4 protein-coding genes and 2 pseudogenes are annotated in these 5,141 nt (G+C 36.5%); 1 reads left to right on the forward strand and 5 read right to left on the reverse strand.

What is annotated here, in order from left to right:
* The first annotated feature begins 328 nt into the window (after positions 1 to 328).
* The gene (locus BHECKSOX2_RS10595; protein ID WP_425356612.1) at positions 329 to 742 is read left to right on the forward strand and encodes a DDE-type integrase/transposase/recombinase; all 414 of its coding nucleotides are present in this window, start codon (positions 329 to 331) and stop codon (positions 740 to 742) included.
* On the opposite strand, the pseudogene BHECKSOX2_RS10600 reads toward BHECKSOX2_RS10595, so the two are convergent.
* From BHECKSOX2_RS10600 to BHECKSOX2_RS10285, 5 genes and pseudogenes are all read right to left on the reverse strand, one after another.
* A pseudogene (locus tag BHECKSOX2_RS10600) lies at positions 705 to 809 on the reverse strand (integrin alpha); the annotation flags it as partial. The gene BHECKSOX2_RS10595 and the pseudogene BHECKSOX2_RS10600 sit on opposite strands and share 38 nt — an antisense overlap.
* 610 nt (positions 810 to 1,419) lie before the next feature.
* Positions 1,420 to 2,358, reverse strand: a pseudogene (locus BHECKSOX2_RS10280) (IS1595 family transposase).
* A 374-nt stretch (positions 2,359 to 2,732) separates the two neighbouring features.
* The gene (locus BHECKSOX2_RS06265; RefSeq protein WP_180323691.1) at positions 2,733 to 3,425 is read right to left on the reverse strand and encodes a hypothetical protein; all 693 of its coding nucleotides are present in this window, start codon (positions 3,423 to 3,425) and stop codon (positions 2,733 to 2,735) included.
* A gap of 34 nt (positions 3,426 to 3,459) precedes the next feature.
* Positions 3,460 to 4,776 carry a P-loop NTPase fold protein gene (locus BHECKSOX2_RS06270; RefSeq protein ID WP_139682917.1) on the reverse strand — a complete coding sequence of 439 codons (1,317 nt, stop codon included), beginning with the start codon at positions 4,774 to 4,776 and terminating at the stop codon, positions 3,460 to 3,462.
* Positions 4,777 to 4,839: 63 nt separating this feature from the next.
* Positions 4,840 to 5,141 (reverse strand): transposase (locus BHECKSOX2_RS10285; protein ID WP_245391297.1); only part of this gene is annotated, 302 nt, incomplete at its 5' end.

Here is a 5,141-nt window from a genome sequence, read left to right on the forward strand (position 1 = left end):
TGGTAGTTGCCGTAACATATTAACTTTTTTTCTACTATAAAAAGGAGAATATATGAAACAGAACTACCACATGAATGCGAATACTAATGCACATTCAAGAGCGATTATACACGGGGCTAAGGCTTCGAATACTACCTTAGCACACCGCTTTGGTGTTAGCACTAAAACCATTGCCAAATGGAAGAGTCGTGATTTTGTTAAAGACAAAACCTCAAGACCAAAGACAATACACTACGCTTTAAATGAGACCGAGCGTGAGATTATTCGAGTAGTACGAACCCTCACTTGGTTAGAACTTGATGACTTAACTGATAGTATTGTTGCCTGCATGCCAAATGCCAATAGGAGTAATGTATATCGCACTTTGGTGTGTTTTGGCATTAACCGAGTGCCACAAGAAAAGAAACAACAAGCCTCTACATTTAAGGAATATGAGCCTGGATATTTACACATTGATGTTACCTATTTACCAAAACTAGCGGGTAAGAAGCAATATTTGTTTGTTGCCATTGATCGTGCTACTAGGGTGCTTTATTTTGAGATTTATGAGAATAAAACCGCTATCAATGCCGTTGAGTTCCTTAATAATTGCAAGGACTTTTATCCTTTTACAATTACGCATATATTAACTGATAATGGCTTAGAGTTTACTGATAAGTTTGTCACTAAAGACAAGCAAGTTAGTGGTAAACACAAATTTGACNAGCACCCACAATCAAATCATCCAAGCCATCGCCGTTGACATCGCCTGCGCTGGAGACTGAGAAGCCACTCCAATCATCCGCCACCTCGCCATTAATTACAAAGCCACGATACAAAGCAACACTCAGCGAAGCCGTTGCTGGCTCCGATTCATTGCCATCAGTATCTGTATAAGTAATGGTAGCCACTCTGGTGCCGAGTTGTGAGGCTGCATCGGTGTTTTTAAGTTGAATGGCTTCTACTACTTTTGCCACATCAGCAGGGTCAAAAGCACCTGAGGTTTTGCTGATGATTAGGGTTTTAGAGGCGTGTGTATAGCTATATTCTAAACCACTCACTGTGCCAATGGTTTTACCCGTTACTTTGGCAATATCGGCATTTAACGCAAGCTCAGCATCTAATACTAATTTATCGTTTGTTTCATTTAAGCCAGCACCGCCTAACACTACTTTAATGGTTTTAATATCCGTATCGGTGGTGTCTGCAATGTCTGCATCAAAAGCAACGCCTGTGGCGATTTGTATTGTGCCTGTGGTTACTGAACTACTGGATTGGATGCCTGCCATAGGATCTAAATCGATAACAGGAGATGAATCGTTCACTGCAACATTGTGTTTAATTGAAGGTGTTATTTCTTGCTTAGGTTGATTAACGGCTTTTTTAGTTTTAGTTTGCATGGTTGGTTTCCTCAATATTGATTTAAATTAGGGGACTAACTTACATTAATACCAACATCTTATAAGACAGTCTATTACCACTAAATCCAAACACAATTGAATCAATTCTATCCAGTGTCGATCGTTTAACATTGCCATCATTCAACCTAAAAACAAACTCATCAACATAACGCCCGATATGTTTATCTGAAAAATGATGAAATACACCATGATAACCGCGTTTTAATAACGCCCAAACACTCTCAATGCCATTAGTATGCACAATACCGTTAACATACTGCCCAGCAGAATGATTGACCATTAGCTGTTTATAGCCCTCTATGCCTTTATATATTGTTGCTTCATCAGTGCAAAGCGTGGCATTGGCATCAGCATGCTTATCAATCATAGTCTGAATATTAGCACTATTGACTTTATCCATTTTGGCAGCAACGAGCATGCCACCACGAGAGCGCATGCCAACCACAGGGGTTTTGGTTTTTGTGCTTCTGCCTTGTGTGCCTTAAGTTTTCTTATGTTGGTGTTTGTTTTTCTCTTTACCGCCTATATAGGTTTCATCCATTTCAATTATTCCAGAAAGAATAGCGTCGTTATTTTTGCAAGCCTTGCGTATTCTGTGCCCCATAAACCATGAGGATTTTTGGGTAATACCCAGTTCTTTTGCAAGTTGGTAACTGGATATACCCTTGCGAGCAGTCACAACTAAATACATACCATAAAGCCATTTTCTTAACGGTATTTTGCTGGCATGCATCACTGTGTTACTACGAATACTGAATTGGGTTTGACAACATTTGCAACGATATAATCCAGTGCGTGAAGGATGATGATAAACTTGTGTGGGTGTTTGATTAGCACACGATGGACATTTGGGCTTGTTGTTCCAAAGTTTTTGTTCAAAATATAGGCGAGCAGATTCTTCGGTTGGAAACCTTTCTAATAGTTCAAATGTGCTGATGGTGTTTGTGTATCGGGTCATTGTTGCTCCATGAGTGTTATAAGTGTTGCCTGTTTTATTGTATTTGTTGTGGTTTTGGTATTAATGTAAGTTATTCCCTAAATTAGATTAATTGTGAATGATACCATGATGCTTTTAACTGTGTTTTTAAAATAATTGAAAACGAGAGAGGGTTAAATGAACACATCAATGACTTATTCAGACAATACCTTTCTAAGAAAATGGCATTTGATAATTTATCAGAACAACAAGTTAACAAGGTTGTTGCCTTGTTGAATAATTGACCAAGAAAAAACTTGAATTACCAAACACCAAAAATGGTGTTTAAATCAGGTGTTATTAACTAACAAAAAGTTACACTTAGAATTGCACTTGATATGCGAATTCAAGACTTGTTATATTGCATTTGCATACCAAGTTGCCGACAACATAAAAGCAATAAATGCACAGGTTTGAAGAAATGTCCAATGTGTTTGTGACACATAAGATTTTACAGCAACATGAAAGCCCGCTTGCCGATCTACAGGTGTTTTTACGGCCCTTCGAACAACTAGCCATTTAACCCAAAAGGGAAAAGGTTTGACAAACTCTGTCATTATTTTGAATAAGTTTATATCTGTTTCCAATTCTATGCCTTCTTGAATTGCATATTCTTGAATGTCAGCTTCATCTTTTTCGTGCTTTTCTAGCACGGGCTTAATAAGCATTCTTAACTTTGATTGCATATTGTTTTGTATTTCACAGTTCAGTGAATGATATTTAGCAATGAAACCAAATATGGCAGAAATGACTAAAATAACCAAACATACCTTAAAACCTTGCGAGCTAAGAAAAGGTAATATAGAATTAACTTGTGTTATAAATAATGCGCCAGTTGCGCCAGTACCTGCAAGAAGCTGTGTAGAGAATTTACCAATCAAAGATGATGTTTCAGTCATACTTTGAAAGGCTGCTGAAACAAAACCTTGTTCTGCATTATCTTTATTTATCTGATTCCATTCAATTAGTAGTTCATCATCTTTCGAATTGCTCACAAACCCTCCTTTGCAATATAATGGCTTCGCATCACCGAAAAAATAACACTGCATAGCGAAGTGGGTATGCGTTTGTTATATTTTTTTACTATTTAATAGCAAACAGACTCAATTGTTTTGAAAGTATAGGTATTAAGTTTTTTCTCTTTATAAAGTATTTAAGCAAGGAATTTTCAAATCCTTTGAGATCATCTTTATCATCAATCTCACTGAATTCTTTATCGGTAAGAAGAGCGTATCGCACCCAATTGATTGACCAATGTAATTCTTCATGTTTGCCTTCAAAATGATTTAAGCCTGTTTCTTTACAAATTTCTGAGTATGTAATTTTTTGATGAAGTAGTTTATCAAAAACATCAGGTCTTATTATTTTAATAATAGAGAGAATCACAATAATTGGAACCACCCTCAAATAATTTTCTGCGCTAGAGCCATACAGCAATGCTAAGTTTGTATACACTTTTTCTAACTGTCTAAGAGATAGGTTGAAATGCTTAGCAAACAACTCAATACAATCAAGTATCGTCTCACCATCTCCCCATGTTTCTATCTCATGCAATTGAAATAATTTTCTAGAATAACGATTTAGATCGTTTGCATATTGATCTGTTGTTTGTTTAGGTAGTTTTGTCTCAAGGTTGATGAATTTTTGAAGGTAAGTATGAGCATCAATCTTTTGTCCATAAATACACTTAACAGCTTCTTCTAATTGCTCTTTGTGCATTACCAATATAAATACTACATTTTTTACTGAGAATAGATGTTTGATTTTTTCTAGCATTTCTATAGCAAAAGACGGTCTACACCGATCTAGCTCATCAATGATTATTATTAATGGGCCTCCATTAGCACCTTTTAACTTGGCAGGTATTTCAGAAAGTAATTCTTTAAATTCCTTGATTAGCGCAATATCCTTTGAATGAGAGGCTAAGCGTTCTTCTATAATATTACCAAGTAAACTGGATGTGTCTTCTGCTATATCGTCTTTTATGTCCTTTAATGCTTCTAAGTCACATTCTTTTATTGCTCCAAGCGTTGCAGCCTTAGTTGCTAATGTAAGTAGCCGCCAGACCATTTTTTTCATTTTGGTTTTTAATTCAGAAAGTTTATTGCCACTATCTTCTTCAATATTTTCTTCAACAAATGCTGTGATAGCACTTGCTACAGAGATAAACGCATCATCTAAATAATCATTTGCAAAAGCATCAATGTATATGTTTGGGATATTGGATTCAGACAATAATCCCTGCCACATTTTCACAAAGGTGGTTTTTCCTTCACCCCATCTTCCATCAAGCGATATAACCAACTCATCACTAGAGCTTTTAACTAAATTTAGTAGCGCCTCACCGTATGCTTTCCTATTGAGGACATCATTTTTGAAGGAATCCGACTCTTTAATAATTAGTCGCCCCTTAAAAACTCACTCCAAACAAACCAAAACCACCCATTTTTCCAACCATCTAAATCAACAAAACTGCTTTTTATCCAGCACCACAAAAAACCTTAGGTATTTTACAAAAAATAAGCCCAGTTTTTGCCAAAACAAAAAAATAGTGGCTATCACCAGCCATTTTCTCAAATTCCAAGCACAGGCAGCCATTAAAACATTAATCTCATCACCAACTTGCCCTTTGAGTAGGTTTCTAGAGAGTCTAAAATCTGATTTAAGATGTCCGATAATCGGCTCAATCGCTGCGCGTCTTTTACACAGTTTGCGCTTTTTGTCTTGTTGATAACGATTGTCTCGCTTAAGGGCTTTTTTAGGCA

The sequence above is a fragment of the thiotrophic endosymbiont of Bathymodiolus puteoserpentis (Logatchev) genome (genome assembly GCF_900127505.1).
In the GTDB taxonomy this organism is placed as follows: domain Bacteria; phylum Pseudomonadota; class Gammaproteobacteria; order PS1; family Pseudothioglobaceae; genus Thiodubiliella.

Coding starts and splice junctions, on each gene's coding strand:
- BHECKSOX2_RS06265 (WP_180323691.1), bottom strand. CDS start 3,425: ATGCAGTGTTATTTTTTCGGTGATGCGAAGCCATTATATTGCAAAGGA.